The sequence below is a fragment of the Streptomyces sp. NPDC051561 genome (assembly GCF_044454195.1).
Lineage (GTDB): Bacteria > Actinomycetota > Actinomycetes > Streptomycetales > Streptomycetaceae > Streptomyces.
Genome location: NZ_JBITDM010000011.1, coordinates 214921 through 237835 on the forward strand (window position 1 = coordinate 214921; position 22915 = coordinate 237835).

The 22915-nt window shown below is 71.7% G+C and carries 23 protein-coding genes; 8 read left to right on the top strand and 15 right to left on the bottom strand.

Features of this window, described 5'->3' with window-relative positions; all coding sequences use genetic code 11:
- Positions 1–263: 263 nt before the first annotated feature.
- The 3 genes from ACIA73_RS24475 to ACIA73_RS24485 are packed head-to-tail and all read right to left on the bottom strand — an operon-like array spanning position 264 to position 2201.
- Positions 264–1022, bottom strand: a complete 759-nt coding sequence (locus ACIA73_RS24475) for a DUF3710 domain-containing protein (RefSeq protein ID WP_399440803.1) — start codon at positions 1020–1022, stop codon at positions 264–266.
- A gap of 1 nt (position 1023) precedes the next feature.
- A complete protein-coding gene (dut, locus tag ACIA73_RS24480; RefSeq protein WP_399440804.1) occupies positions 1024–1584 on the bottom strand; it encodes a dUTP diphosphatase in 561 nt (186 codons plus the stop codon).
- Positions 1581–2201 (bottom strand): PaaI family thioesterase, encoded by a 621-nt coding sequence (locus ACIA73_RS24485; RefSeq protein WP_399440805.1) that lies wholly within the window; start codon positions 2199–2201, stop codon positions 1581–1583. Before ACIA73_RS24485 ends, dut begins: the two co-directional genes overlap by 4 nt.
- A gap of 150 nt (positions 2202–2351) precedes the next feature.
- On the opposite strand from ACIA73_RS24485, the gene ACIA73_RS24490 reads away from it, so the two are divergent.
- Positions 2352–2813 (top strand): DUF3093 domain-containing protein, encoded by a 462-nt coding sequence (locus tag ACIA73_RS24490; RefSeq protein ID WP_399440806.1) that lies wholly within the window; start codon positions 2352–2354, stop codon positions 2811–2813.
- Between the two features lie 46 nt (positions 2814–2859).
- Here ACIA73_RS24490 and ACIA73_RS24495 read toward each other — a convergent pair whose 3' ends face one another.
- The 4 genes from ACIA73_RS24495 to ACIA73_RS24510 all read right to left on the bottom strand — a co-directional run bounded on the left by ACIA73_RS24495 (position 2860) and on the right by ACIA73_RS24510 (position 6505).
- Entirely contained in the window at positions 2860–3825 is a 966-nt protein-coding gene (locus tag ACIA73_RS24495; protein WP_399440807.1) for a hypothetical protein, read from the bottom strand.
- A 13-nt stretch (positions 3826–3838) separates the two neighbouring features.
- Positions 3839–4135, bottom strand: coding sequence for a DUF4193 domain-containing protein (locus ACIA73_RS24500; protein WP_185026814.1), 297 nt, complete (start codon positions 4133–4135; stop codon positions 3839–3841).
- 412 nt (positions 4136–4547) lie between these two features.
- Positions 4548–5843 carry a sensor histidine kinase gene (locus ACIA73_RS24505; RefSeq protein WP_399440808.1) on the bottom strand — a complete coding sequence of 432 codons (1296 nt, stop codon included), beginning with the start codon at positions 5841–5843 and terminating at the stop codon, positions 4548–4550.
- 8 nt (positions 5844–5851) lie between these two features.
- The gene (locus tag ACIA73_RS24510) at positions 5852–6505 is read right to left on the bottom strand and encodes a response regulator transcription factor (protein WP_185026810.1); all 654 of its coding nucleotides are present in this window, start codon (positions 6503–6505) and stop codon (positions 5852–5854) included.
- A 374-nt stretch (positions 6506–6879) separates the two neighbouring features.
- Here ACIA73_RS24510 and ACIA73_RS24515 point away from each other — a divergent pair, with 374 nt between their 5' ends.
- Positions 6880–7056, top strand: coding sequence for a hypothetical protein (locus ACIA73_RS24515; RefSeq protein ID WP_399440809.1), 177 nt, complete (start codon positions 6880–6882; stop codon positions 7054–7056).
- Positions 7057–7197: 141 nt separating this feature from the next.
- Here the strand turns inward: ACIA73_RS24515 and ACIA73_RS24520 are convergent, their stop codons facing one another.
- Together ACIA73_RS24520 and ACIA73_RS24525 are read right to left on the bottom strand one after the other, a co-directional pair.
- On the bottom strand, positions 7198–8034 hold the full coding sequence (locus tag ACIA73_RS24520; RefSeq protein ID WP_399440810.1) for an inositol monophosphatase family protein: 837 nt from the start codon (positions 8032–8034) through the stop codon (positions 7198–7200).
- A complete protein-coding gene (locus tag ACIA73_RS24525; RefSeq protein ID WP_399440811.1) occupies positions 8031–9245 on the bottom strand; it encodes a ferrochelatase in 1215 nt (404 codons plus the stop codon). The genes ACIA73_RS24520 and ACIA73_RS24525 overlap by 4 nt, the downstream gene beginning before the upstream one ends.
- Before the next feature lie 180 nt (positions 9246–9425).
- Here ACIA73_RS24525 and ACIA73_RS24530 point away from each other — a divergent pair, with 180 nt between their 5' ends.
- Both ACIA73_RS24530 and ACIA73_RS24535 read left to right on the top strand, forming a co-directional pair.
- Positions 9426–10676: an MFS transporter gene (locus ACIA73_RS24530; protein ID WP_399440812.1), complete on the top strand. Its 1251-nt coding sequence runs from the start codon at positions 9426–9428 to the stop codon at positions 10674–10676.
- Positions 10639–11955, top strand: a complete 1317-nt coding sequence (locus tag ACIA73_RS24535; protein ID WP_399440813.1) for a D-arabinono-1,4-lactone oxidase — start codon at positions 10639–10641, stop codon at positions 11953–11955. Before ACIA73_RS24530 ends, ACIA73_RS24535 begins: the two co-directional genes overlap by 38 nt.
- 153 nt (positions 11956–12108) lie before the next feature.
- Here ACIA73_RS24535 and ACIA73_RS24540 read toward each other — a convergent pair whose 3' ends face one another.
- Positions 12109–13020, bottom strand: coding sequence for a hypothetical protein (locus tag ACIA73_RS24540; RefSeq protein ID WP_399440814.1), 912 nt, complete (start codon positions 13018–13020; stop codon positions 12109–12111).
- 508 nt (positions 13021–13528) lie between these two features.
- Here ACIA73_RS24540 and sepH point away from each other — a divergent pair.
- Positions 13529–14656, top strand: a complete 1128-nt coding sequence (gene sepH, locus ACIA73_RS24545; RefSeq protein ID WP_399440815.1) for a septation protein SepH — start codon at positions 13529–13531, stop codon at positions 14654–14656.
- A 120-nt stretch (positions 14657–14776) separates the two neighbouring features.
- Here the strand turns inward: sepH and ACIA73_RS24550 are convergent, their stop codons facing one another.
- Complete coding sequence (locus tag ACIA73_RS24550) at positions 14777–15625, bottom strand: sulfurtransferase (protein ID WP_399440816.1); 849 nt, start codon at positions 15623–15625, stop codon at positions 14777–14779.
- Between the two features lie 218 nt (positions 15626–15843).
- Here ACIA73_RS24550 and ACIA73_RS24555 point away from each other — a divergent pair, with 218 nt between their 5' ends.
- Positions 15844–16617, top strand: a complete 774-nt coding sequence (locus ACIA73_RS24555; RefSeq protein ID WP_399440817.1) for a VOC family protein — start codon at positions 15844–15846, stop codon at positions 16615–16617.
- Between the two features lie 241 nt (positions 16618–16858).
- Complete coding sequence (locus ACIA73_RS24560) at positions 16859–17857, top strand: helix-turn-helix transcriptional regulator (protein ID WP_399440818.1); 999 nt, start codon at positions 16859–16861, stop codon at positions 17855–17857.
- A 64-nt stretch (positions 17858–17921) separates the two neighbouring features.
- Here ACIA73_RS24560 and ACIA73_RS24565 read toward each other — a convergent pair whose 3' ends face one another.
- Together ACIA73_RS24565 and ACIA73_RS24570 are read right to left on the bottom strand one after the other, a co-directional pair.
- Positions 17922–18218, bottom strand: coding sequence for a hypothetical protein (locus ACIA73_RS24565; RefSeq protein ID WP_399440819.1), 297 nt, complete (start codon positions 18216–18218; stop codon positions 17922–17924).
- On the bottom strand, positions 18215–19465 hold the full coding sequence (locus tag ACIA73_RS24570; protein WP_399440855.1) for an amidohydrolase: 1251 nt from the start codon (positions 19463–19465) through the stop codon (positions 18215–18217). Before ACIA73_RS24570 ends, ACIA73_RS24565 begins: the two co-directional genes overlap by 4 nt.
- Positions 19466–19687: 222 nt before the next feature.
- On the opposite strand from ACIA73_RS24570, the gene ACIA73_RS24575 reads away from it, so the two are divergent.
- A complete protein-coding gene (locus ACIA73_RS24575) occupies positions 19688–19864 on the top strand; it encodes a thiazolylpeptide-type bacteriocin (RefSeq protein ID WP_399440820.1) in 177 nt (58 codons plus the stop codon).
- A gap of 233 nt (positions 19865–20097) precedes the next feature.
- On the opposite strand, the gene ACIA73_RS24580 is transcribed toward ACIA73_RS24575, so the two are convergent.
- Entirely contained in the window at positions 20098–22113 is a 2016-nt protein-coding gene (locus ACIA73_RS24580) for a TOMM precursor leader peptide-binding protein (RefSeq protein WP_399440821.1), read from the bottom strand.
- Positions 22110–22865: an ABC transporter permease gene (locus ACIA73_RS24585; RefSeq protein ID WP_399440822.1), complete on the bottom strand. Its 756-nt coding sequence runs from the start codon at positions 22863–22865 to the stop codon at positions 22110–22112. The genes ACIA73_RS24580 and ACIA73_RS24585 overlap by 4 nt, the downstream gene beginning before the upstream one ends.
- Positions 22866–22915: the final 50 nt, after the last annotated feature.

Consider the following 22915-nt stretch of genomic DNA (forward strand, 5'->3'; position numbering starts at 1 on the left):
CGCGCAGTCCCCTCAGCACACCCGTTCCTCCCCCGTGCGACCGCCACAGTATGGGAGCCCTCCCACCGGCCCCGCAACGGTCCTGACGCATCAACTCCCGCATGTCGCGGGGGAATTGGCGCCTCCGCACCCGATCGGCGAGAAATCCGGGCCACAAAGGGGGCGGCGGGGCGAAAAGGCCGGTGGCCCGCACCCCGGGAGGGATGCGGGCCACCGGCCACGTACGAGAGAGGGATCCCGGCAGGAAACCGGCCCCAAGAGCCTCAGCGGACCTCGGTGATCTCCGGGCCGCGCTGCAACTGCCCCATGCCGCCGGAGAAGCGGGACTCGCTCTGCTCCTCCTGCTGGACGCCCTCGGCGACCATCTGCGCGTCCTCGGGGAGCTTCAGGACGATCGGGTCGCGCGGCGCCATCGGCCCCTCGCCCCGGACCACCACGGTGTCCAGGAAGATCTGCTCCAGTACGCCCGCGGCCTCCGGCTGCACCGCGCCCTGACCGGAGATCACTCCGCGCAGGAACCAGCGGGGCCCGTCGATGCCGACGAACCGCACCAGTTGCACACCGCTGTTGCCGTCCGGCAGCTGCACCGGAACCTGGGCGCGCAGCTCCCAGCCGAGCGGTCCCTCGACCTCGTCGATGACACCGCCCTGCGAGGTGATGCCGGTGGCGATCTCCTCGCGGACCTCGCCCCAGATGCCTTCCTTCTTGGGCGCGGCGAACGCCTGGAGCTGGATGGCGCTGTCCCGCAGCACGACCGTGGCGGCGACGATCGCGTCACCCGCGACCTCGACCCGCAGCTCCATGCCCTCGACGCCGGGCACGAAAATGCCGCCCAGGTCGACCCGGTTCTCTGCGGGCTCGGACACCTCGGAGACGTCCCAGGGCCCGTCGGGGCGCGGCGCCGGCGGCAGGTTCACCCTGCGCACCTCGCCGTTCTCGTCGGTCTGGACTTCGTCGGCGACCTGCTCGGTCACGCCCGCCTCGTCCTCGGCGGATTCGCTCTTCTTGCGACGTCCGAACACGTCACTGTCCTTCCCGGTCGGTAACGACCGAAGCGTATGAGTTCCCACCCGTTGAGTCATCCGGCTCGTCCACGGAGCCATTGACCGGAGCACCCGCCGGGCCGCCCACCGCGGCGTGGCCGCCGGTGGACCCGAAGCCCCCCTCGGCCCGCGCCGAACCGGGAAGTTCCGCGACCTCGTGGAAGCGCACCTTCTCGACCTGCTGGACGACCAGTTGGGCAATCCGGTCGAAACGCTCGAACCGCACGCTCTCGCGCGGGTCCAGATTGACCACGATCACCTTGATCTCCCCACGGTACCCGGCATCCACCGTCCCGGGGGCATTCACGAGAGCCAGACCACAGCGTGCGGCGAGCCCGGAGCGGGGGTGCACGAAGGCGGCGTACCCGTCGGGCAGCGCGATCGAGACGCCGGTGGGCAGCACCGTCCGCTCGCCGGGGGCGAGTTCGCAGGCCTCGGTGGTGACCAGGTCGGCCCCGGCGTCACCGGGGTGGCCGTACGACGGAAGCGGTACGCCGGGGTCCACCCGCCTGATCAGGACATCGACGGGACTGCGGCTCATGGGTTCACCTCGAAGGCGCGTGCGCGCCTGGCCTGGTCGGGGTCGGCCATGGCTGCCTGGATTTCCTCCGGGCGGCCGTTGTCGATGAAGTGGTCGACCTTGACTTCGATGAAAAGGGCGTCGGCGCGGACCGCGACGGGCCCCTCGGGGCCGCCGATCCGGCCGGTCGCCGTGGAGTAGATCTTGCGGCCGTGCACCGCGGTGACCTCGGCGTCGAGGTGCAGCACGGTGCCGACGGGCACCGGACGGACGAAATCGGTCTCCAGCCGGCCGGTCACCGCGATCACCCGCAGCAGCCAGTTCAGCGAACCGAGCGTCTCGTCCAGGGCCGTCGCCAGTACGCCACCGTGGGCGAGCCCGGGGGCGCCCTGGTGGGCCGCCTGGACGGTGAACTCGGCGGCGACGCGCACACCCTCGCCGGCTCTGGCCTGGAGGTGCAGCCCGTGGGGCTGCCCGTCACCGCAGCCGAAACAGTGCGCGTAGTGGGCGCCGAGAAGCTCTCCCGGGGCCGGGGCGTCGGGGTGCCGGACGGGGGCTATGGCCTCGGCCGGGGGCGTCAGGGCCGTGGAGCCGGCCGGGCGTCTGGGAGTCGCCTCCCGGGTGTTCTCAGTACTCACAGGCGCAGACCTTACTTCGGTTTGCCCGGTGGAGGTCATTCGGTCCCCGCCCGGCGGCATGCCCCTGCGGCCGGGGGCCCGGGGGCCGCCCCCCGGCGGGCGACGCCCCGCGTGGCCGGACGCGGGGCGTGCCGTGCCAAGCTTGGACTCATGCAGCCCTACGAAGAACGCCTGACCGCACCCCGTTCCTGGTGGTTCATCACCGCGCTCGTGGGAATCGCGTGCGGGCTGATCCTGCTGCCGGTCGGTCCGCTGCCGATGCTGGGCGGGGTGATCGGCGGGATCGCGCTCGCCGCCGTCGCGGTGAGTTCGTACGGCTCCGCGCGGATCCGTGTGGTGGCCGGTTCCCTGGTCGCGGGCGACGCCCGGATCCCGGTCACGGCACTGGGCGAGGCGGAGGTGCTGGACGCCGAGGAGGCCCGTGCCTGGCGCACCCACAAGGCCGACCCGCGCGCCTTCATGCTGCTGCGCTCGTACATCCCCACCGCGCTGCGGGTCCGGATCACCGACCCGTCGGACCCGACCCCGTACGCCTATCTCTCGACCCGCCACCCGCAGGTCCTGGCGGACATGCTGGCAGCGGCACGCAAGGAGACCGCGGAGAGCGCGTAGGGCCGGCACGGCCAGGGCCTCCCGGGCTCCCGGAGCAGCTCGGCAGCTAGGGCAGCTCCTTGGGGCCGCCCGCCTCCAGTTCCCTGAGCTCCTTGGCGTGGTCCAGCGGCGGCAGCCCGGGGAGTGCGTCCCAGGGGATCTGCCTGCGGCGCAGGTCGGCGCGGATGTGGTCGGCGAGCTTCCTGGTGTCGCGGCGGTTCATCACCGCGCCGACGGCGGCACCGACCATGAACGGCATCAGGTTGGGCAGGTTGCGGACCATGCGCTTCATGATCTGCTGGCGCAGCTCGCGCTTCATCTGCCCGCCGAGCGCCGCGTTGAGCGTGGTGGGCTTGGTGAGGTCGACGCCCCGCTCCTCGGCCCAGGAGCCGAGGTAGGCGATGGTGCGCTGCCTGAGATTTCCGGGCGGGCGCTGTCCGTAGACCTCGTGCAGTTCCGCGATCATCTTGAGCTCGATCGCGGCGACACCGGTGACCTCGGTGGCCAGTTCGGCCGGCATGGCCATCGGTACGGGCAGCATCGCGGCGGCTCCGACGCCGGCGCCCACGGTCGAGGTGCCGTTGGCGGCACCCGCCACGAGCTTGTCGGCCAGTTCCTCCGCGGTCAGCCCGGTGAACTGCCGTCGCAGGGTCGCCAGATCCCGTACGGGAACGCGCGGGGCGTTCTCGATGATCCGGTCGGCGAGGTAGGCGACGCCCGCCCTGGCCCGCTCGCCGCCCTTGAGGGTGCCCTGCCTGAGGGCCGCCAGACGCCGGGTCCCGGTCACGGACCCCTTCACTGCGCCGAGCCGGGCGATGATGCCCCGCTCGCCGTCATGTGCGCCGGCGGCGTCACTCAGATCGCCGTCCCTGCGTCCCACGGCGGAGCCGGTGGACGTGGTGGACGGCAGGAGGGCGGCGGACTCGTCGGGCGCCGAGGTGGCGTCCTGCGGGTCCGTCCCGCCCTGTGGTGCCTCCGACGCCTTCTTGCCACGTCGGAAAGGCCGCTTCCTGAACGGTGTCGCGCCAGTCACGGCCGACCCCGTCCTAGTCGCAGTCGCGGCAGATCGGCTGGCCGTTCTTCTCGCGGGCCAGCTGGCTGCGGTGGTGGACCAGGAAGCAGCTCATGCAGGTGAACTCGTCGGCCTGACGGGGCAGCACACGGACGGACAGTTCCTCGTTGGAAAGGTCCGCGCCGGGCAGCTCCAGGCCTTCAGCCTGCTCGAACTCATCGACGTCGACGGTCGTGTTCGACTTGTCGTTCCGCCGTGCCTTGAGTTCCTCGATGCTGTCCTCGTTGAGGTCGTCATCGGTCTTACGTGGGGTGTCGTAATCCGTTGCCATTGTCGCTCTCCCCCTCTGGGTGGTTGCGGTGTCTCCAGCGCAGTAACGCGTGAGAGGCCGGACTTGTGCCCGACCTGAGGCGGAGATTTTGCCTCACATCAAGGTCTGTTACTCAATCGACACCTGAGACGCACTCCGCAGAGTGATCGTCTTGGATGGCGATCGGGACCGTACACGGTCCGAATGTCGCACTGCCCGAGCGCCACCCCGTGTACTTCCCGTGATCTCACCCCCTGGAAACCCGGACTTTTACCGGATTTACGGTGGGATGGTGATCACGGAGAGTGGATGACCGGAAAGTGCGACCTGTGATCGATCACACACGTCACTCCCGGGATCGCGTCCCGGGATTTCCGCTTAAAGCGAACACATCGATGACTTCACCAACGTGCTCTTCCGTACTTTTCGTGCCTCACACCGGCAGCGTGACCCGCATGACGAGCCCGCCACCCTCGCGAGGCTCCGCGATGATACGGCCTCCGTGGGCCCTCGCGACGCTGCGCGCGATGGACAGCCCCAGGCCGACACCCTTGTCACTGCCCGTTCGCTCGGTGCGCAGCCTCCTGAACGGCTCGAAGAGGTTGTCGATCTCGTACGCGGGAACCACTGGACCGGTGTTCGAAACCACCAGCACCGCCTGGCCGTGCTCGATCTCCGTGGTCACCTCGACCCAGCCGCTCTCCCGTCGCCCGCCGGCACCCTTGCCCGAAGTCGCTTCGCTCCCCACATTCTCGGGCACGTTGTACCGAACCGCGTTCTGAACCAGATTCAGGGCAATTCGCTCCAGCAGTACGCCGTTGCCCTGCACCACCGCGGGCTGCTGCTCGCCGCGCAGCTCCACGCCCTTGTCCTGGGCCTCGCCGCGGGTCTGGTCGAGGGCGCGGGTGGCGACCTCGGCCAGGTCGACGGGTTTGCGCTCGACGATCTGGTTGTCGCTGCGGGCCAGCAGGAGGAGGCCCTCCACCAGTTGTTCGCTGCGCTCGTTGGTGGCGAGGAGGGTCTTGCCGAGCTGTTGGAGCTCCACCGGAGCGCCCGGATCGGAGAGATGGACCTCCAGCAGGGTCCGGTTGATCGCCAGTGGGGTGCGCAGTTCGTGGGACGCGTTGGCGACGAAGCGCTGCTGGGCGGTGAAGGCCCGCTCCAGGCGGTCCAGCATCTCGTCGAAGGTGTCGGCGAGCTCCTTCAGTTCGTCGTCGGGGCCGTCCATCTCGATGCGCCGGGACAGGTCGGTGCCGGCCACCCGGCGGGCGGTGCGGGTGATCCGGCCGAGCGGCGAGAGGACGCGTCCGGCCATGGCGTACCCGAAGGCGAAGGCGATCACGCTGAGGCCCACCAGGGCCAGCAGCGACCGGTTGAGCAGGTCGTTGAGGGCTTCCTGTCGGGTGTTGCCGAGGCAGGTGCGCAGCACCGCGTTCAGCTCGCTGTTGTCGCGGGCGCTCGCCAGGTCGGGGCAGCTGGGGCTGGCGATCCGGATGCCCGTCCCGGTGATCTTGAAGTCGGGCTGCTGGGTGCCGTCGCGCAGGGCCTGTGCGGTCAGCAGATAGATGATCGAGAGCAGCAGGATGCCCGCGATCAGGAACATCCCGCCGTAGAGCAGCGTGAGCCTTATCCGGATCGTGGAGCGGATCCACGGAAAGGCGGGCTCGGCCTGCCCGGGGTCCCACTGCGGCTTGGGCGGGGTGGCTGGTGGGGCCGGTGTGGTCGTCACCTGGCGCCTCAGATCCGGTAGCCGGAGCCGGGCACCGTGACGATCACCGGAGGCTCGCCCAGCTTGCGGCGCAGCGTCATCACCGTCACCCGTACGACGTTGGTGAACGGGTCGGTGTTCTCGTCCCAGGCCTTCTCCAGGAGCTGCTCGGCGGAGACCACCGCACCCTCGCTGCGCATCAGCACCTCAAGGACCGCGAACTCCTTCGGCGCCAACTGGATCTCCCGGCCGTCGCGGAACACCTCGCGCCGGTTGGGGTCGAGCTTGATGCCGGAGCGCTCCAGCACGGGCGGCAGGGCGACGGTGGTACGTCGTCCCAGGGCGCGCACCCGGGCGGTCAGCTCGGTGAACGCGAACGGCTTGGGCAGGTAGTCGTCCGCCCCGATCTCCAGGCCCTCCACCCGGTCGCTGACGTCACCGGAAGCGGTGAGCATCAGGACCCGGGTGGGCATGCCCAGCTCGACGATCTTGCGGCAGACGTCGTCGCCGTGCACCAGGGGCAGGTCGCGGTCCAGGACGACCACGTCGTAGTCGTTGACCCCGATCCGCTCCAGGGCGGCGGCGCCGTCGTACACGACGTCGACGGCCATGGCCTCCCGGCGCAGTCCGGTGGCCACCGCATCGGCGAGCAGCTGCTCGTCCTCGACGACGAGTACGCGCACGTCGGTTCCTTCCTCTGGTCGCCGGTGCGGCATTGATCGATACCGCGCGGCACGAAGTTCACGCAGGGAATTCCTGCACCCGCCCATCCTGCCCGTTTCAGCAGTAAACCGGCTGTAAGACGGCCTGCGGAGGGTGTTCCCGGGGGGTGGGCACCCGCCCTCCGGAGGCGCGATTTCCATGATTCCCGGGGCAGTTGAGGTTTCCCTGAGGTACGCCGTGGGGAGGACGACAGAACACCCGCGATCACGCCCTGTATGTGGCACGCCACAGCCCGCTCTGTCCCCCAGAGGGAGTGCGTGCACAGGAGGTACATGCGTGGTCGAACCACCCTCGGCACACCCCCGTGCCACCGACCCATGACGAGGGGGCGCACATGGACGCTTTCACCACGAGTCTTCTGCACCGCATAGAGGCCGCCCAGTCGGACCTCTCGCGGGCCCGCGAGGCCGGCGACGACTTCCTGGTCGACGTCGAGCAGGAAGAACTCAACGACCTGCACCGCCTGGCCGCCGAACACGGGGTCCGGATCGACGCGGCGGCGGCCGCCTGAGTCCCGTCCTGCCCCATGCCGGTCCCGGCGCACGCCCCGCACCATGGCGAAGGCCCACTTCCCGTGCAGGAAGTGGGCCTTCGCCGTGCCCGGGGCGTGCGCCGGGACGGGGCCGCGCCCGGGAGGGGCGGGCGACGGGAGCTAGTCGTGCCAGGCGCCCAACTCGTCGAGCAGGGCCTGGAGCGGTTCGAAGACCCCAGGGGGCGCCGCGATCGCCAGCTCCCCCGAGACGCGCTCCCCCGGGCGGCCGCCGGTCAGCGCGCCCGCCTCCCGGGCGATCAGGTCCCCCGCCGCGTAGTCCCACGGGTTGAGCCCCCGCTCGTAGTACCCGTCCAGCCGCCCGCAGGCCACGTCACAGAGGTCGATCGCCGCCGACCCCCCGCGCCGGATGTCCCGGAAACCGGGAATCAGCTGCCCGGCGATCGCCGCCTGCCGCGCCCGCCGCTCGGCGAGGTACCCGAACCCCGTCCCGATCAGCGCCCGCTCCAGCGGCGGCGCCGCCCCGGCCGACAGCTGTCGGCCGGTCGAAGGCCCTTCCACGTACGCCCCGCCCCCGAGCACCGCCCGGTACCTCTCCCGCCGCAGCGGTGCCTCGACGACGCCGACCAGCACCTCGCCCCGGTACTCGGCGGCCACCGACACCGCCCAGGAGGGCAGCCCGTACAGATAGTTGACCGTGCCGTCGAGCGGGTCGATGATCCACCGGACGCCGCTGGTCCCCTCGGTGGAGGCCCCCTCCTCCCCCAGCACCCCGTCCTCGGGGCGCCGCTCCGCGAGGAATCCGGTGATCAGCTTCTCGGCGGCGATGTCCATCTCGGTCACGACGTCGACGGAGCTGGTCTTGGTGGCGGCCACCCCCAGGTCGTCGGGCCGCCCGTCGCGCAGCAGCTCACCGGCCCGCCGGGCGGCCTCCAGGGCGACCGGGAGAAGCTCCGAGGTGAGGGATTCGAGCGCTTCGCCGCTCAGGTCGCCGCTCACGCGCTCTCCTCCTCGAAGGGGCTGTCCGCACCCGCGGCGGCGGGCTTCGGCGCCCGCGCGGGGCAGCAGCCGACCGGACACAGGTCGTGACTGGGACCGAGCTTGCCCAGCGCGCAGGGAGAGACCGTCCGGCCCCGCTCGCGGGCCGCCCGCTCCAGGACCAGGTCCCGTACCGCCGCGGCGAACTGCGGATCCGCACCGACCGTCGCGGACCTGGCCACCGGGAGCCCCAGTTCGGCCGCCTTCCCGGTGGCCTCGGTGTCCAGGTCGTACAGGACCTCCATGTGGTCGGAGACGAAGCCGATGGGGACCATGACGACGGCAGGGGCGCCCGCGCCGTGCAGCGCTTCCAGGTGGTCGCAGATGTCCGGTTCCAGCCACGGGGTGTGCGGGGCGCCGGAGCGCGACTGGTAGACCAGCTCCCAGGGGCGGTCGGCGACACCCGTCGCCCGCTGCACCTCGGCGGCGATCAGAGCGGCGACGTCCAGGTGCTGGGCGACGTACGCCCCGCCCTCGCCGTGCACGTCGACCGGGCCCGAGGTGTCCGCGGCGGCGGTCGGGACGGAGTGCGTGGTGAAGGCGAGGTGGGCACCCGCACGCACCTCCTCGGGGAGCTCCGCCAGGGACTTGAGCACGCCCTCCACCATCGGTTCCACGAAGCCGGGATGGTTGAAGTAGTGCCGCAGCTTGTCGACGCGCGGCGGCCGCAGTCCTTCCGCCCGAAGGAGGGCAATCGATTCGGCGAGGTTCTCCCGGTACTGCCGGCAGCCCGAGTACGAGGCGTACGCGCTGGTCGCCAGGACCGCGATGCGGCGGTGGCCGTCGCGGGTGATCTCGCGCAGCGCGTCGGTGAGGTAGGGCGCCCAGTTGCGGTTGCCCCAGTAGACCGGGAGGCTCTCCAGGCCGTGTTCGGCGAAGTCCTTGCGCAGTGCGTCCAGCAGGCGGCGGTTCTGCTCGTTGATCGGGCTGATGCCGTCGAACAGGAAGTAGTGCTGCCCCACCTCCTTCAGCCGCGCCTCGGGGATGCCCCGGCCGCGCGTCACGTTCCGCAGGAACGGGACCACGTCGTCGGGGCCCTCCGGGCCGCCGAAGGAGAGCAGCAGCAGGGCGTCGTACGGAGCGGGGTCCGCGGCCGCGCCGGTCGCGTCGGGGGCGGAACCGGGCGCCGCGTGCGACGCGTTGTCGGGAACTGCATGGAGCTGATCAGACATGTAACGATCCTGCCACCCACGTCCGACAATCCGGCGTTCGGCACCCTGCTCCACCCGGTGCGCGCCGCCGCACGTGACCGCACTCCCGCGTCGCCGCTCCCTTACGTAACCTGTACGAACCATTTACACGTGTTATCGGCGCCGGACCCCCAAGCGCGCGCCTGATCGGCGGAATTACAGTTGTCCAGTCCCAGTCCCTACCGCGCCATATTCGCCGCCCCCGGCTCCCGGGCCTTCTCCGCGGCCGGTCTGCTCGGCCGGATGCCGCTGTCGATGATGGGCATCGGCATCGTCACCATGATTTCCCAGCTCACCGGGCGTTACGGGCTGGCCGGCGCGCTCTCGGCGACCCTCGCGATGTCGGCGGCGGTCTTCGGTCCGCAGATCTCCCGGCTGGTCGACCGGCACGGTCAGAGCCGGGTGCTGCGGCCCGCCACCCTGGTTTCCACCGTCGCCGTCGCCGGTCTGCTGATCTGTGCCCAGCAGGGCGCCCCGGACTGGACGCTCTTCGTGTTCGCGGCGGGCGCGGGCACCGTCCCCAGCGTCGGCTCGATGGTCCGGGCCCGCTGGGCGGCGATCTACCGCGGGTCCCCGCGCGAGCTGCACACCGCGTACTCCTGGGAGTCCATCGCCGACGAGGTCTGTTTCATCTTCGGACCGATCGTCTCCATCGGTCTGTCGACCGCCTGGTTCCCCGAGGCGGGACCGCTGATCGCGGGCGGATTCCTGATCGTCGGGGTGTTCTGGCTGACCACCCAGAAGGACACCGAGCCCGTTCCGCATCCGCGCCAGCAGGACGGCCGGGGCTCGGCGTTGCGGTCCGGCGGCCTCCAGGTCCTGGTGGCCACCTTCGTCGCCACCGGGGCCATCTTCGGCTCGATCGACGTGGTGACGGTGGCCTTCGCCGAGGAGCGGGGCCACAAGGCGATGGCGAGCCTGGTGCTGGCCGCGTACGCGCTCGGCTCGTGCCTGGCGGGCGCGGTCTTCGGGTTGCTGCACCTCAAGGGGGCACCCACGAAACGGTGGTTGCTGGGTGTGTGTGCGATGGCCGTGAGTATGATCCCCCTCCAACTGGCCGGGGACCTTCCGTTTCTGGCCGTGGCGCTCTTTGTCGCGGGCCTCTCCGTCGCACCGACGATGGTGACCACGATGGCCCTCGTCGAACAGCACGTACCGCGCGCCAAACTGACCGAGGGCATGACCTGGACCAGCACCGGGCTCGCCGTCGGCATCTCGATCGGCTCCTCCGCCGCAGGCTGGGCGGTCGACGGGATGGGGGCGGACGCAGCGTACGTGGTGCCCGTACTGTCGGGAGCCGTCGCGGCCGCGGTGGCGTTCCTGGGGTACCGCCGGCTGGGCAGGCCGGCACCGACTCGGGGAGGGCACGACGCCGATGAGCGACACCACCAAGACGGGCACCGCCTGGCATAACTGGGGAGGAAACGTCACCGCACGCCCCGCGCGCGCGGTGAGCCCCTCCTCGGTGGAGGAACTGGCCGAGGCGGTACGGCAGGCAGCGGCCGACGGCCTCAAGGTCAAGCCCGTGGGCACCGGCCACTCCTTCACCGCCATCGCCGCCACCGACGGCGCGCACATCCGCCCCGACCTCCTCACCGGCATCCGGGAGATCGACCGCGAGGCGGGGACGGTCACCGTGGAGGCGGGCACTCCGCTCAAGCGCCTCAACCTGGCGCTCGCCCGCGAGGGCCTCTCGCTCACCAACATGGGCGACATCATGGAGCAGACGGTGGCCGGCGCCACCAGCACCGGAACGCACGGCACCGGCCGCGAATCGGCCTCGCTCGCCGCCCAGATCAAGGCACTTGAGCTGGTCACCGCCGACGGCCGGATCCTGACCTGCTCCGAGAAGGAGAACCCGGAGGTCTTCGCGGTCGCCCGGGTGGGCCTGGGCGCGCTCGGCATCATCACCGCGATCACCTTCGCCGTGGAGCCGATCTTCTTCCTGACCGCCCGCGAGGAGCCGATGGGCTTCGAGACGGTGATGTCCGGTTTCGACGAATTCGTCGCGGAGAACGAGCACTTCGAGTTCTACTGGTTCCCGCACACCGGCAACTGCAACACCAAGCGCAACAACCGCAGCCTGGGCCCGGCCGCCCCGCCCGGAAAGGTCGCGGGCTGGGTCGAGGACGAGCTGATGTCCAACGGCCTCTTCCAGGTGGTCAATTCGCTGGGCCGGGCCGTCCCGCGCACCATCCCGGCGATCGCCAAGATCGCCAGCCGCGCCCTGTCCGCGCGGACGTACACCGACATTCCGTACAAGGTCTACACGAGCCCGCGACGGGTGCGCTTCGTGGAGATGGAGTACGCCGTTCCGCGCGAGGCCACCGTGGACGCGCTGCGCGAGGTCCGCGCGATGATCGAGAGGTCGCCGCTGAAAATCAGCTTCCCGGTGGAGGTGCGCACCGCCCCCGCCGACGACATCGCGCTGTCCACCGCGTCCGGCCGGGACTCCTCGTACCTCGCGGTCCACATGTACAAGGGCACGCCCTACCAGGGCTACTTCACCGCCGTCGAGCGCATCCTGACCGCCCACGGCGGCCGCCCGCACTGGGGCAAGATGCACACCCGCGACGCCGAGTACTTCTCGTCGGTCTACCCCCGCTTCGAGGAGTTCCGCACCGTCCGCGACCGCCTCGACCCGGAGCGCCTGTTCGGCAACGACTATCTGCGGCGCGTACTGGGCGACTGAGGGCCCGAAAGCCCTGCGGGCGCCTTCCTCCCGCAGGGCGGCGGCCGGCCAGCATCAGGCACTCCCCGCAGGGTGGGGGCTGCGGGCACTTTCCCGCAGGCGCGGGGACCGCGGGGCCCTTCCCGCACGGCAGCAGGGGTGGGGGCGGGGCCCCTACGGCGCGGTGGTGGCGCCCGGCGCCGGGGCCTGGAGGCCCGCCGAGCCGCCGGTCCCGGGCGTGGCACCCGTACCACCGTGGTCGGCGCCCTCCTCGGGCGTCCCGGTGGGCGGCGGTGTGGGCTTGGCACTCCCGCCGCCGCTCGTCGTGCCGTCGGACTTGCCCGGGTCGGGGGTGGCGGTGGCGCCGGGGTCGGGCGTCTCCTTGCCGCCGGAGTCGGAACCCGAGCCGGTTCCGGGGTCGGGGCTCTGCTTGCCGGTGTCCGGGCCAGTCTCCCGACCGGGGTCCGGGGTGTCGCGGTCGGGGCTGTCGGTGGCGGGCGGCTGCTCCGCGGGCGGGTCCTTCTTCTCGCCGCCGCGCACGAAGTTGCCGATGCTGGTGCCGGTGCCGCCGCCGAGGTCCTTCTGCGCGACCAGTTCGTACGTCGTGATGCCGCCCATCGCCACCGCGAACACCACCGCGGCCGCGAGCGCCGACCGCTTCCAGCCACGCACCCGGGTGCCGTGCACGGTGCCCTCGGTGAATTCACCGTCCCCCGGAACCTGACCCTCCGGCAGCTGCTCGGCCCCCAGGTCCGTCGGCACCTCGACCGACCGGAGCACCCGCGTCGCATTGTCGACGTACGGCTGGCCTCCCCTCGGCCTGGCATGCACCGTGACCTCACGGATCTGCTCGCCGGTGCGCCGGAAGAAGTGCTGGAAAATCGTTCCGCCGCTGGTGGCGACCACGCTGACGACGCCGGCGCCGATGACCGTTCCGTACACCCCGAGCTTGGACGCCAGCACGGCCGCGACAACTGCGGCGACGGCGCTGCCCGCGACCTGGGCGACGCTCAGATCGATGCGGCGTTTCGTCGGCTCCTCGCCGGTATCCAACCTCTTGTCCATCTCCAGCCCCTGCTTGCCCATCTGTTCCAGCTTGCTACATAGGAGACATTTGGGAGGACTGAAAAGTTCCGCTTCTGATCTTTCTGTGAATCAGGACACCCGGCGGCGTCGCGCGCCCTCCGGCGGGGCAGGAGGGGGTTCATGAGGTTGACCCTGCGGGAAGGCGACAACTCCCGCAGTCGGGGAGAACTTCGGTGGCGCGCCGGTCCACCCATGTGGCCCGAATGGAGTACTGTGGCGAGCCCTGGATCCGGTCTCCCCCATGGGTGTCCGGAGCCTTCGGAGGGAGCCGACAGGCACTCGCACCGGTGGCATCGCAGGCATCGAGCGGATGTCTGTGACACAGGGTGACCAGAGATTACTTTGCGTAGACAACAGGTCACCGTGTCATAACGGCGAACCAGGGCGCAACGCCCGACACGCCGGGCAACACGGCAAGGTAGTGGCAGGCTGCACCCGGGCAGGCCACACTCGACTAGCGGAAGCAGCGACGCACGTGACGTCGGCAGGCACCACCCGGGAGGTCCCCATGCCCGAACTGCGTGTCGTGGCCGTCAGCAACGACGGCACACGGCTGGTTTTGAAGGCTGCGGACAGCACGGAGTACACGCTTCCGATCGACGAGCGGCTGCGTGCCGCCGTGCGCAATGACCGCGCCCGTCTCGGCCAGATCGAGATCGAGGTGGAAAGCCACCTCCGTCCGCGCGACATCCAGGCGCGGATACGAGCAGGAGCCTCTGCCGAAGAGGTCGCCCAGATGGCCGGGATTCCGGTCGACCGGGTGCGCCGCTTCGAGGGCCCCGTGCTCGCCGAGCGCGCCTTCATGGCCGAGCGTGCCCGGAAGACTCCGGTCCGCCGCCCCGGCGAGAACGCCGGACCCCAGCTCGGCGAGGCGGTGCAGGAGCGACTGCTCATGCGCGGCGCCGACAAGGAAACCGTCCTGTGGGACTCCTGGCGCCGCGACGACGGCACCTGGGAGGTCCTGCTGGTCTACCGGGTCGCGGGCGAACCGCACTCGGCCAGCTGGACCTACGACCCGCCACGCCGGCTGGTCGCGGCCGTGGACGACGAGGCGCGCTCGCTGATCGGCGAGAGCGACGACACCCCCGCGGCACCGGAGCCCAGCTTCCCGTTCGTGCCCCGGATCGCACGGCTGCCGCGCGAGCGGTCCGACCGGCCGCTGGACCGGGCCCTCGACCGTTCCCTGGAGCGGCCGTTGGACCGCGCCCTGGACCGGCAGCTGGAACGACCGATGATGGACCGGCAACTGGAGCGGCCCGCTCCGCCCCCGGCCATGGAGGCGGACGACAGCACCAGTGAGCGCGACTCGCTGACCAGCCTGCTGGAGGCGGTGCCTAGCTTCCGCGGCGACATGGTGGTACCGGAGCGTCCCGCTCCGCCCGCCCCGCCGGAGCCGCCGCCCGCGCTCGACGTGGAGGAGCCCGCCGCAGCGGTGGAGGAGCCCCCCGCGGCGGCCGGTGCGGGTTCGGCGTACGCGGACGTACTGATGCCGCGTGCGGTGGCCGGGCACCGGGACCGTCTGGTCGGCACCACCGACCGCCAGGCCGAGGCGGACGGGGTGCGTCCTGGCCGCCGGGCCGCCGTGCCCAGCTGGGACGAGATCGTCTTCGGCACGCGCAGGAAGAAGCAGGACTAGCAGCGGGACCTCTCTCCCAGCCAGGGCAGGTCAGGTCAGGTCAGCAGGAGTGGACGGCGATACGTCGTCGTGGTGAGGGGCCCGTACGCCAGGCGTACGGGCCCCTCGTTGTCGCTGCGGCTACTGCGGGTCCGGACCCGTGGCCACCGGGCGGGACTCGTCGGAGGACCACTCGGACCACGAGCCCGCGTACAGCGCGGCGGGGATGCCCGCGATCTCCAGGGCCAGCACCTGGTGTGCCCCGGAGACCCCGGAGCCGCAGTACACGCCGACCTCGCCGGTGTCCGCCGCCCCCAGCGCACCGAAGCGCGCGGACAGCTCGCCGGCCGTCCTGAAGCGGCCGTCCGCGGCCGTGTTCTCGCTGGTCGGAGCGGATACGGCACCGGGGATGTGGCCGCCGACCCGGTCGATGGGCTCGACGTCGCCCCGGTAGCGCTCGGCGGCCCTGGCGTCCAGCAGCAGCCCCTTGCGGGCCAGCTCCGCCGCGCCGTCCGCGTCCAGCAGCCGTACGCCGTCCGCCCCTGACGCAACTGGCCGAAAATCGCCCTCGGCCGGGCTCGGCACCTCTGTCGACAGCTCCCCCTCCCAGGCCGCGAGTCCGCCGTCCAGGACCCGTACGTCCCCGTGCCCGGCCCGGCGCAGCAGCCACCAGGCGCGGGCCGCCGCCCAGCCGATCCCGCCGTCGTACACCACCACCGGCGTCCCCGCCGAGACGCCGGCCCGGCGCATCACGGCGCCGAAGACCTCGGGGTCCGGCAGCGGATGCCGGCCGCCCGCACCCGGCGGACCTGCGAGTTCCTTGTCCAGATCGACGAAGACCGCGCCGGGCAGGTGCCCGGCCTCGTACTCGGGGCGGAGGTTCGGCCCGCCGAGCTGCCAGCGGACGTCGAGCAGTACGGGGGGCCTGGGGCCGGTCGACTCGCTCGCCAGTTCCGCTGCGGAGATGATGGGGGAGTTCATGCGTGCCATCCTCGCGCAGTGCGTGGCCCACCCTCGCCGCCCGCCTCACCGGCACCGCCGCCGGACGCACTCGTAACGAGCTCGAAACGGGACGCGCGGCGCGGCCGGGGCGCGCCGCGCGCCGGGTGGTGCAAGCATCTGCACGGGGCACGAATCCGTACCGCACAACGGCGTGCACGCCCCGTCATCCTGTACGGCCACCACGAATGGTCCGAGGAGAATCGACAATGACCGAGGCTGCCGCCCGGCATGTGCCCGGCACCCCCTGCTGGGTGAGCCTGATGGTGCATCAGCTGTCCACCACCCAGGATTTCTACCAAGCGCTGTTCGGCTGGGAGTTCCGGCCGGGACCCGAGCAACTCGGCCCGTACGTAAGGGCCCTGCTGGACGGCCGGGAGGTGGCCGGTATCGGCCAGCTGCCGCCCGACCGGCACCTGCCCACCGCCTGGACGCCCTACCTGGCCACCGACGACGCCGGAGCCACCGCACAGGCCGTCATCAGTCACGGCGGCACCGTCGCCGTGGGGCCGCTGGAGGCGGGCGCGGCGGGCCGGTTGGCGATCGCCTCCGACCCCTCGGGCGCGGTCTTCGGCCTCTGGGAGGCGGCCGCGCACCTGGGCGCCGCCACTGCGGGGGCGCCCGGCACCCCCGTCTGGAACGAGCTGGTGACCCGCGAGACCTCCGGCATCGTGAAGTTCTACCAGGCGGTCTTCGGGTACGACGCGGAAGCCGTGGTCTCCGCCGACTTCGACTTCACCACACTGCTGCTCGACCGGAAGCCGGTGGCCTCGCTGCACGGGGTGGGCCATGCGCTCCCCCGTAACCGGGGTGCGCACTGGATGACGTACTTCGAGGTCCGGGACACCGACGCATCCGCGCGACTGGTCACCGAACTCGGCGGCCATGTGCTGCAGCCGCCGCGCGAGGGCGCGAACGGCAGACATGCGGTGGTGTCGGACCCGGAGGGGGCGGTGTTCACCGTCGTGGCGTCCGGGGGGTGAGGCCGCCCCCGGCCCGGGGCGGTCTGGGCAGCCCCGGGCCGGTGGAGGAGTGAGGCCGCCCTGGACGGTGGGTGAACGGCCGTCGAAGGTCGGCGGCCGGGCACATTCTTTTCTGGACACGCACATCTACGCTGTTGTAGAAATCAGGGGAACGCGCGATCGTCCAGTTCCGCCGTGACCCTCTCGGTGGCGCGGGACCTGGCACCGCCACCGGGCACCACCCGGAGGGGACAGGGCAGACTTGGCTGACAACGAGATGTCCGTATTCGGAGTTTCCGCTCTGGAAGAAGAGTTCTACCGGCATTTTCTACGGAACCCGGGCACTCCCGCCGAGGATGTGCACCTGCTCCTGCACACCGGCGCCGACGAGGCCCAGCGGTGTCTCGACCGGCTCAGGGAACTCGAACTGCTGCATCCGGCGCAGGCGGACGGCTCGGTCCTGCCGGCCGATCCCGAGATGGCGCTGGCCCGGCTCACCGACATCCGGCTGCTCGAACTGCACCAGGAACTGCAACGTGTCACCCGGTCGCGGCACGTGGTGGACGGGCTGCGGGCGGAGCAGGTCGCGCAGCCCCGGACGTCCGCGGGCATCGAGCAGTTGGAGGGGCTGGCGGACATCCGCAACCGGATCGACGACCTGGCCTTCTTCGCCCGGGACGAGATCCTGGCGGTGGAGACCTATCCGCGGCTGTCACCCGAGAACATCGCCCGGTCCCGTCCGCTGGACCTGCGCTGCCTGCGGCGCGGCGTACGCATCCGCAACGTCGTGGTCCGGGGCGCCCTGGAGGACGCCGCAACCGCCGCCTACCTGCGGGAGCTGACCACGCACGGGGCGGAGATCCGGGTCACCGGCGAGACCACCGAGCGGATGCTGGTGTACGACCGCAGCACCGCGTTGGTGCCGCTGGATCCGCAGAACACCGCGCGCGGCGCCCTGTTGGCCCACAAGAGCGGCCTCGTCACCAACATCATCGCCCTCTTCGAGAAGATCTGGGACGCGGCCGAGGACCTCTCCCAGGCCATGAGCGGAGTGAGCGGCGCCCCGGGTTCCGGTCTCTCCGAGCGGGAGCGGCTGGTGCTGGTCTCGATGTGCACCGTCGGCAAGGACGAGTCGGGGGCGCGCGAACTGGAGGTGTCCGTGCGGACCTACCGGCGTTACGTCGCCGAACTCCTCCAGACCCTGGGTGCGAGCAGCCGGGCACAGGCGGCACTGCTGGCGCGTGAACGGGGCTGGATCTAGGGCGGGTTGGACCGCCCGCACACGTACCGCCACGGGCCGCTTCGTCCGTGCCGTCGCGGGCCCGTCATGCCTCCTGGGCCCAGCCGCGCAGGGCGGTGTCCACGAAGACGGTGGACACCGTGCGGCGTATCTCGGCACGGTCGGCCGTCGCGCCCTGCGCGATCCGCAGCCGGACCCGGTCGGCGCCGACCTCGGCGGTGCACGTCCAGTGGGTCGGCAGCAGCCCCATCAGGCGGATCGCCGTGGTCGGGCCGGCCGGGGCGGTGCCGTCGCGGCGGACCGCGGCGACCTCGACGTAGCGGGTGGTTTCGTCGTGGCGGGGGCTGTTCTCGCGGCGGGAAGTGCCGTCGGGGGTGGTCATGCCGTGGTCTCCGCATCACTCGGGGCCGCCGGTGTGGCGAGGGCGCTGCGGGCGGCGGCGGCCATCGCCGTGATGCCGGTCGGCAGGGCCGTGCGCACGTCGGGGGCGAAATCGGGTGCGTGGTTGGCCGGCACCGGGGCGCCGGTGTTCCGCGCGGTCCGCCACTGGGCGGCGCCGGTCACGCCGAGCAGCCAGTAGGCGAGGGGGACTCCCCCGGTGCCGAACCAGGGGAAGTCCTCGGTGGCGGTCAGCGGGGGCGCGATGCCTACCCGGTGGATGCCCAACACCTCCTGGTGCGCGCGCCGCAGGGCGGCCGTGGCAGCCGCGTCGGGGGTCAGGACGGGCGAGCGCGAGGTGACGGTGAACTCGGGTTCCCGCGGGCAGCCGGAGGCCGCGCACTCGCCCCGTACGATCCGCTCCACCGCCGCGCTCACCCGGTCCAGCGCCGTATCCGTGAAGGCCCTTACGGAGAGGCAGAGTTCGGCCCGGCCGGGGATCACATTGCCGCGGTCACCGGCCCGCAGGGCGCCGACGGTGAGGACCACCTGTTCGGCGGGGGCGGTCTCGCGGGAGACGATCGACTGGAGCCGCACCACCGCGCTGGCGGCGGCGAGCACCGGGTCGACGGTCAGCTGTGGGGTGCCGCCGTGGCCGCCGCGCCCGTGGATGACCACGTCCAGCGCGGTGCTGGCGGACATCAGCGGGCCGGGGCCCGGGTGCGCGACGGTGCCCGCGGGCAGCGGGGCGGCGTGCTGGGCGAGTACCAGGGCCGGGGTGCCGAAACGCTCGTACAGTCCGTCCCCGACCATCGCCCTGGCGCCCTCCAGGGTCTCCTCGGCCGGCTGGCCGACGACGACGAGGGTGCCCTGCCAGGTGGCGCGGGTGCGGGCCAGCAGGGCGAGCGCTCCGGCGGCCGCGGCCAGGTGCAGATCGTGGCCGCAGGCGTGCATCACGCCGGGCACGGTGCTGGCGTACGGCAGTCCGGTGTGCTCCTGAACGGGGAGTGCGTCCAGTTCGGCCCGGAGCATGACGGTGGGACCCGCTCCGTTGCGCAGCACGCCCACCACTCCCTGGCCGCCGCCGACGCCCCGGGTGACGGTGCAGCCGTGGCGAGTGAGCCAGGCGGCGAAGCGGTCGGCGGTGCGGTGCTCGTGGCCGGACAGCTCGGGGTGGGTGTGCAGGTCGAGGTAGAGCTCAAGTGCGGGCTGGAGAAGGTCTCTTGGGACGTCCGGGGTCGTACGGGTCATCTGCTTCACCACCTCTCCTCTCGGTTCTGTGCTCTTCGACGGTTCCGCTCGCGAGCGTGTGACACGGGGCGCCCGGGGCGATGTCGGGCCGCTGTCGCCGGGTGACAGCGGACTGACAGTGCCGTGGGGGCCGATCTGACAGCGACTGCCGCTGGAATGGAGACATCGCAAGGGAGCACCGCCGGAGAAACCGGCGGGCCCCGGTGACCGAAGGAGAACACCATGGCCCCCAAGACCGAGCTCGCCGGCCTCGCCAACGACATCCTGGAGCTGGAGTCGGAGACCTTTGAGATCTCGGACTACTCGGACGCGGTCGAGGTCGTCCTCGCCGGTTCGACGTCCTCCTCCTCGACCTCCACCTGCTCCAGCACCACCAGCACCACCTCCTGCAGCGCCTGATCCGGCCGCAGCCCGATCGGCAGCCCCTTCCTGGGCGGGACATCCCGCCACAGGAGGGGGCTGCCGGGCGTGCCGGCCACGGCACGGAGAAAACAGCGGAAGAAGCAACGGACGCGCATGCCCGGGACCAGGACACGCGCACCCAGGCCACACACGCCCGGGACTCCTGCGTACGCGGCTGTTGCCCGGAGCACGAGGTGCTCCGGGCAACAGCCGCGTACGGGGCCGTGCGGTCACGGGAAGGGGTGCGGAACGACCTTGATCTCGTCCTCCCGCAGATCGTCGGTACGCCGCCCGGAGGCCCGCAGGGCCGTCCGCAGCCGGGGCATCAGCAGTGCCCGCTGCCGGGTCCAGCCGAAGTCGAGCGGCAGCAGTCCGGGGACGGTGGTGCTGACCGTGTGCAGCCCCATCCGGTGTTGCTCGGGGGTCGTCTGGTCGACAGTGATCACATCGTGTCCCGCCCCCGCCAACTGGTCGCGCAGCAACGCCAGATCGTCCATCAGGTCACCGGTGCGCGGCCGCAAATCCTCCCAGTCCCGGAAGGTGTCCGTCAGCGAGCGGACCGCCACCGGCTCCAGGTACTCGCGGGCGTGCTCCACCATGGAGGGCAGCCCGTAGAGCTGGGCGTGGTCCTTGAGGTGCAGCACCTTGGTGAAGTCCTGCGCCATCGACTCCAGTTCGGTGCGCCGGTCGGCGACCTGGTAGGGCAGGTGCGGGATGTAGGTGAGGACCTCGGAGAGGGCCGCCTCGACGGTGCCCTCCGGGTCGAAGCCGGCGGCGGCGCTGAAGGAGAGCGTGCCGTAGCCGCCGTCGCGCCGGACCGCCAGGGCGGTGACGACGGGGACGGCCAGGTCCATCCTGGTGTCGAAGGCGTGCACGTCGTAGCCGTGCAGGGCGGCCCGGTCGAGCATGGAGCGGACGGCGGGGGCCCGGCAGGTGGTGAGGTCGATCTCGGCGAGGCGGGCGCGGCCGTACCAGGCGAGCAGGAAGGCGTCCCGCTCGACCAGTTCCAGCAGCCCGTAGAAGACCGCCTCCTCCAGACTGCCGCCGGTGGCGCAGCCGTTGGAGCACTCGAAGACGAAGTTGTCGGCGTCGACGCCCGCGCTGTAGTGCGCGAGACGGGCCGGGACCAGGACGGGGCGTTCGTCGCGGAGCGAGTGGCCCCAGACCCAGGGGATCTCCCGGTCGGGGTCGAAGGGGCTGACCAGCGGGTCGTTCCGGTACGTCTCGGGGGCGTAGAAACCGCAGTCGGCGGGGTTCAGCGCGTGCTGTCCGTCGGCGAGCAGTTGGTGGTACGAGGCGGTGACGGGCGAGGTACCTCGTCTGCGGTGGGTGCCCGCGTACCGTTCGAGCCCCTCCAGGAAGGCCAGGGTGCGGCTGGTGCCGTAGCTGTTGGCCTGCCCGCTCCAGGTGACGTCGTTGAGGCCGGCGTACCCGCGGACGAAGTGGGTGCCGGCCACCGGCGCGGTGGTGGTGGAGGCGGGGTTGATCCAGGTGTCGGAGCCGAGCGCGCCGCAGACCGGGTTGGCGAGCGCGGTCCTCGGCAGGGGGTACGAGCCGAGGGAGCGCAGCCGGTAGCCGTCCGGGTCCGCCTTGGGGGCGGACCCGAGCACCATCCGGGCGCTCTCCTCGGTGTCGGGACGTTCCCGCACGCAGGACGGGCAGAGGGGTTCGGGCAGAAGCGGGAAGGTGGCGGTGGCCAGGGTGCCGAGGTCGACCCGGGTGACCTGGGGCAGGTCGCGGTCGGCCGCGGTGGCCGTGTCGGGTGCGGGGCGGCCGCCGGGGATCATCGCCCGGTACGCCGCCCAGACGGCGTCCACCGCGTAGGCCGTGAACACCGGCCAGGCGGACGCGCCGTGCGGCTCGTATCCGAGTTCCAGCGCTTCGCGCTCCGAGCGGCTGCGCAGTCGCTGCCAGCGCATGGCCAGGCACTGGCCGCAGGCGCCGGCGGCCGTGTGGTCGCCGCCCCAGGGGCCGATCAGGACCGCCCGCGAGGTGAGCTGCACATTGGCCGCGGGGCGGATCGCGGCGTAGGGGTCGAGGTGGCCGAAGCCGAGGGTGTCGGCTCCGCCGAGGGGCACGACGAGGGGTTCGGGGAGGTCCGCGAGGGGGCCCGGCTCCCGGTGCCGTGCGGTGAGTTCGTACTGGAGCAGGGCGCGGGCGGCCTCCAGCGGCTCGCCGGTCCTGGCGGGCGCGCCCGCCGCGCTCCGCTGCGCGGCGGACGGGGTGGCCCCGGTGGTCGTCGTCATGACTTGTCGCTCCAGCGGAAGGTCTTCAGGGCGATGGCGCCGATGACGACCGCGACGGCGGCGAGCACACCGCAGCCGAGGGCGATGTCGGCGCCGGTGCCGCTCCCGGTGAGGGCGGCGGAGACCCCGTCGTTGAGGTAGTACAGCGGCAGCGCCTGGGCCAGCGACTGCATCCAGCCCGGCATCGCGTCCAGCGGGAAGAAGGATCCGGACAGGAACGCCATGGGGATCATCAGGCAGTTGGCGACGGCTGCCACCGCCTCCGGGGTCCTGGCGAACGAGCCGACGATGACGCCGACGGCCAGGAAGGCGGTGATGCCCAGGACCAGTACCGGCACCGCCAGCGGCCAGCTGCCGGAGAGGCTCAGCCCGAACCACGGCAGTACGGCCACCGCGACGAACAGCAGCGCCTGGACGAGCCCGATGCCGATGGCGAGCACATAGCGGGAGGCCAGGACGGACGACAGCCGGGCCGGGGTCATCCGGATGAGCCGCAGCACGTCGTCGCGGCGCCACTGCATCAGGACGAACCCGACGCCGAAGACGGCGGCGTTGGCGATGCCCCAGGAGAGCACGCCGGGGGCGATGTAGTTGATGTACGGCTTCCCGCTCTGCTCCACGGACTGACCGGAGAAGATCAGCCCGAAGACGACCAGGAAGAGCAGCGGGAAGGCGAAGGTGAAGAAGAGGGTGGTCTTGTCGCGGGTGTAGGCCTTGTAGCCGGCCCCGCTCAACGCTGCGTATGCACTCATGGGGAGGTGTTTCTCCGAATTCGTTGTGGGTCCGGTTCACCGGAGGGGCA

Coding starts and splice junctions, on each gene's coding strand:
- dut (WP_399440804.1), bottom strand. CDS start 1,584: ATGAGCCGCAGTCCCGTCGATGTCCTGATCAGGCGGGTGGACCCCGGC.
- ACIA73_RS24490 (WP_399440806.1), top strand. CDS start 2,352: ATGCAGCCCTACGAAGAACGCCTGACCGCACCCCGTTCCTGGTGGTTC.
- ACIA73_RS24500 (WP_185026814.1), bottom strand. CDS start 4,135: ATGGCAACGGATTACGACACCCCACGTAAGACCGATGACGACCTCAAC.
- ACIA73_RS24515 (WP_399440809.1), top strand. CDS start 6,880: ATGGACGCTTTCACCACGAGTCTTCTGCACCGCATAGAGGCCGCCCAG.
- ACIA73_RS24525 (WP_399440811.1), bottom strand. CDS start 9,245: ATGTCTGATCAGCTCCATGCAGTTCCCGACAACGCGTCGCACGCGGCG.
- ACIA73_RS24535 (WP_399440813.1), top strand. CDS start 10,639: ATGAGCGACACCACCAAGACGGGCACCGCCTGGCATAACTGGGGAGGA.
- ACIA73_RS24540 (WP_399440814.1), bottom strand. CDS start 13,020: ATGGGCAAGCAGGGGCTGGAGATGGACAAGAGGTTGGATACCGGCGAG.
- sepH (WP_399440815.1), top strand. CDS start 13,529: ATGCCCGAACTGCGTGTCGTGGCCGTCAGCAACGACGGCACACGGCTG.
- ACIA73_RS24550 (WP_399440816.1), bottom strand. CDS start 15,625: ATGGCACGCATGAACTCCCCCATCATCTCCGCAGCGGAACTGGCGAGC.
- ACIA73_RS24555 (WP_399440817.1), top strand. CDS start 15,844: ATGACCGAGGCTGCCGCCCGGCATGTGCCCGGCACCCCCTGCTGGGTG.
- ACIA73_RS24565 (WP_399440819.1), bottom strand. CDS start 18,218: ATGACCACCCCCGACGGCACTTCCCGCCGCGAGAACAGCCCCCGCCAC.
- ACIA73_RS24570 (WP_399440855.1), bottom strand. CDS start 19,465: ATGACCCGTACGACCCCGGACGTCCCAAGAGACCTTCTCCAGCCCGCA.
- ACIA73_RS24575 (WP_399440820.1), top strand. CDS start 19,688: ATGGCCCCCAAGACCGAGCTCGCCGGCCTCGCCAACGACATCCTGGAG.
- ACIA73_RS24580 (WP_399440821.1), bottom strand. CDS start 22,113: ATGACGACGACCACCGGGGCCACCCCGTCCGCCGCGCAGCGGAGCGCG.
- ACIA73_RS24585 (WP_399440822.1), bottom strand. CDS start 22,865: ATGAGTGCATACGCAGCGTTGAGCGGGGCCGGCTACAAGGCCTACACC.